Raw genomic sequence first — 3,083 nt, 5'->3', positions numbered from 1 at the left:
CGCCCCGGCGGGCCCGGGCGCGTCGCGGCCTCAGGCGCGCGCGTCGGCCGCCCGGCCGGCCCGCCGCGGGTCGTCGTCCCTGGCCTGGCGCGCCACCAGCCGCAGGAACTCCCGCTCGTTGCCCACGAGACCCGCGGCCCCCAGCGCCGCGTCCGCCTCGGCGAGCGGCAGCGCGAGCAGCGGCCCGGCGTCCGGAGCGTCGCACGGCTCGTCGAGCAGGGCACGGACGGCGGCCAGCAGCCGCAGATACGCCCGGGCCGCCGTCCTCTCGCCGGCCGCCGCGCCGGCCGTGGCCGTCGCGCCGGCCGTGGCCGTCGCTCCAGCGGTCGTGTCGGTCATGTCGGGCCCCCTGATGTCGTGTCGTCGAGGATCTGTCGGACCCTCAAGTCTTCACCACGGGTCTGACAATGCCTCGGACGGCGCGGCTGACCTGCGAGGACGCCGCAGGCAGGAGACCGGCGCGGGGGCAGCGCACGGCACGGCGCAGGCGGCGGGGGCGAGCGGTCGGCGGGGCGCGCGCCGGCCTGCCCGGGGGCCGGGGGAGGGAGGGGCACGGCCGCGCCGCGCGGCGCTCACTCCCGCACGAGCATGCCTTCACGCAGTTGGGAGATGATGCGGTTGAGCAGCCGGGAGACGTGCATCTGGGACACCCCGAGCTCCGCGCCGATCTGCGACTGCGTCATCTCGCCGCCGAAGCGCATCCCCACGATGAGGCGGTCCCGCTCGTCCAGCCGGCGCAGCAGCGGGGCGAGGGCGTGCAGGTTCTCCACCTTCTCCAGGTCGGGGTCCTCCTGCCCGATCACGTCCGCGAAGGTCCTGCCCGCGCCCCGGGCCCGGTCCTCGCCGCCCGCGGGCACGTCCAGCGAACCGGCCGTGTAGCCGTTGGTCGCGACCAGGCCCTCCACGACCTCTTCCTCCGACAGGCCGAGCAGTTCGGCGATCTCCCGGACACCCGGGTCGCGGTCGAGGCGTGTCGCCAGCAGTTCCTTCGCCCTGGCCAGGTCGACCCGCAGTTCCTGGAGCCTGCGGGGTACGTGGACGGCCCAGGTGGTGTCGCGGAAGAACCGCTTGATCTCGCCGACGATGTAGGGGACCGCGAACGAGGTGAACTCGACCTCGCGCGAGAGGTCGAACCGGTCGATGGCCTTGATCAGCCCGATCGTGCCGACCTGGAGTATGTCCTCCATCTCGCCGCCGGCGCCGCGGCTGCGGAAGCGGCCCGCGGCGAAACGCACCAGGGAGCGGTTCATCTCGATCAGGGTGTTGCGCGCGTACTGGTACTCGGGGGTGCCCTCTTCGAGGACCCGGAGACGGTCGAAGAACAGCTTCGACAGTTCGCGCGCGTCCCGGGGAGCGACCTTGGACGGGTCGTCGATCACCGGCAGCGCCGCCGCGGCGGTCGTCTCCTGGCCGGGCGCCGGGGGAGTGCTGGTGGCCATGCGCCTCACCTCTCAGCAGCGGATCGTCCGAGGGCCCTTCTGCCCGGAGCGGAACGCGTCATGTCCCCCGCGGCGCAATCCCCGGTCCGCACGCCTCGGCGCACGGGGCGCGCGCCCCGGTGCTCCGGTCCTGTCTCACGCCCCCGCCCTGCCCCCTGCGTGCGGGCGCAGGCGCGGGGCGAAGGTCGTGTGGAAGACACCGGCGGCGGCGCCCACGGCGGCCGCCGCGTCCCCGAGCGTCGAGTACGCGACCCGCACGTGCCGCACCCGGCGTGCCATCGGGAAGCGGTTGACGGCGGCGGAGATCTCCGCCAGGTACAGCTCCGCGACCTCCGGGGGCACCGCGGGGCCGCCCACGATCAGGAGGTCCGTGTCGTACAGGTCCGTCATGCCGACCGCGCCGCGCGCGATCACGCCGGCCACGTCCGTGACCGCGCGGGCCGCGCGCTCGTCGCCGGCCGCGGCCGCCGCGCACACGGCCGCGTACGCCCCTTCGGCGGGCAGAGCGAGCCCGGCACGAGCCGCGCCCGCCACCACCGCCGACATCGGCGCGCACTCCGGGACCATCCGGGGTCCGCCCTCCGGCGTGAGCCGCCCGAGCGCGTACGCGGTCAGCTCGCCGAACTCGCCCGCGTTGCCCGACGAGCCCCGGAAGACGTCCCCGTTGAGGAAGGCGCCGCTGCCGGCGCCCGCCCCCAGGTACAGGTAGACGAAGTCGCCCGCGCTGTCCGCCGCGCCGAGCCACCGCTCGCCCACCGTCGCGGCCGTCGCGTCCTTCTCCAGCAGCACCGGCATGCCCAGGGCCCGGCCCAGGTCGGCGCGGAGCGGCACCTCGCCCCATCCCTCGAACAGCGGCGGGTCCAGGAGCACGCCCGCCTCCGCGTCCAGCGGTCCCGGCGCGGCCACGCCCGCCCCCAGCAGGTTGCGCCCGAGCGGCCCCGCCGCCCGGACGGCCGAGGCAGCCATCCGGGCCATGCTCTCCACGCACCGGGCCGGGTCGCTCGGCGCGGTCAGCGGCAGCTGCCGTCGGTCGCGGACGTTCCCGCACAGGTCGACCAGCACCTGCGTGATCATCTCGGGGTCGACGTGGATACCGATCGCGCACGCGGCGTCCGGCCGCAGCCGCAGCGGCACCCGGGGCTTGCCCCTGCCCTGCGCGCGGCGCTCGTCCTCCGTGAGGAAGCCGGTCGTGAGCAGGTTGCGGGTGATGCGGGAGACGGCCTGCGGGGTCAGGCCGGTGCGGTCCGCTATCTCGACGCGGCTGAGCGCGCCGGCCACCCGGATGGACTCGATGACCAGTTTCTCGTTGAACGAGCCCAGAGCCAGCTGGTCGAAGGCGCGGAGCGCGGTCCTGGCCGGGCGCGGCCGCACGGCCCCCTCCGGCTCCCGCTGCCACAGGAACGGGGCGTCCGTCCCCGCGCGCGCGTGCGTCCGCGCCGCCTCCGTCAGCGATGCGAGCACCCCGCGCGCCACGTGCGGCTGGTGCCGCAGCTCCCACTGGGCCAGGACCGACACCGTCGAGGACCAGCCCATCGCCCGGTGGGCCCGGTGCAGGCTCGCGCCGGGCACGAGCCGCGGGGCGTCGGCGTCGCGGGCCCAGAGCACGATCCGCAGCCGCCGGCCCCTGAACACCGGCGAGCGCAG

Annotated in this window: 3 protein-coding genes; all 3 read right to left on the bottom strand. The window is 76.1% G+C overall.

Annotated elements, in window-relative coordinates; genetic code table 11:
• Positions 1 to 30 precede the first annotated feature (30 nt).
• A complete protein-coding gene (locus L1885_RS26275) occupies positions 31 to 339 on the bottom strand; it encodes a hypothetical protein (protein ID WP_235799656.1) in 309 nt (102 codons plus the stop codon).
• 233 nt (positions 340 to 572) lie between these two features.
• Positions 573 to 1,439 carry an RNA polymerase sigma factor SigF gene (locus L1885_RS26270; RefSeq protein ID WP_235799655.1) on the bottom strand — a complete coding sequence of 289 codons (867 nt, stop codon included), beginning with the start codon at positions 1,437 to 1,439 and terminating at the stop codon, positions 573 to 575.
• A 135-nt stretch (positions 1,440 to 1,574) separates the two neighbouring features.
• Positions 1,575 to 3,083 (bottom strand): ROK family transcriptional regulator (locus tag L1885_RS26265; RefSeq protein WP_235799654.1); only part of this gene is annotated, 1,509 nt, incomplete at its 5' end.

It is taken from the genome of Streptomyces fuscigenes (assembly GCF_021556455.1).
Taxonomy (GTDB): domain Bacteria; phylum Actinomycetota; class Actinomycetes; order Streptomycetales; family Streptomycetaceae; genus Streptomyces; species Streptomyces fuscigenes.
This window is presented reverse-complemented; position numbering and strand designations above follow the sequence as displayed.

Bases quoted from the DNA above. Each gene is read 5' to 3' on its own strand.
- L1885_RS26275 (WP_235799656.1), bottom strand. From the start codon at position 339: ATGACCGACACGACCGCTGGAGCGACGGCCACGGCCGGCGCGACGGCC.
- L1885_RS26270 (WP_235799655.1), bottom strand. From the start codon at position 1,439: ATGGCCACCAGCACTCCCCCGGCGCCCGGCCAGGAGACGACCGCCGCG.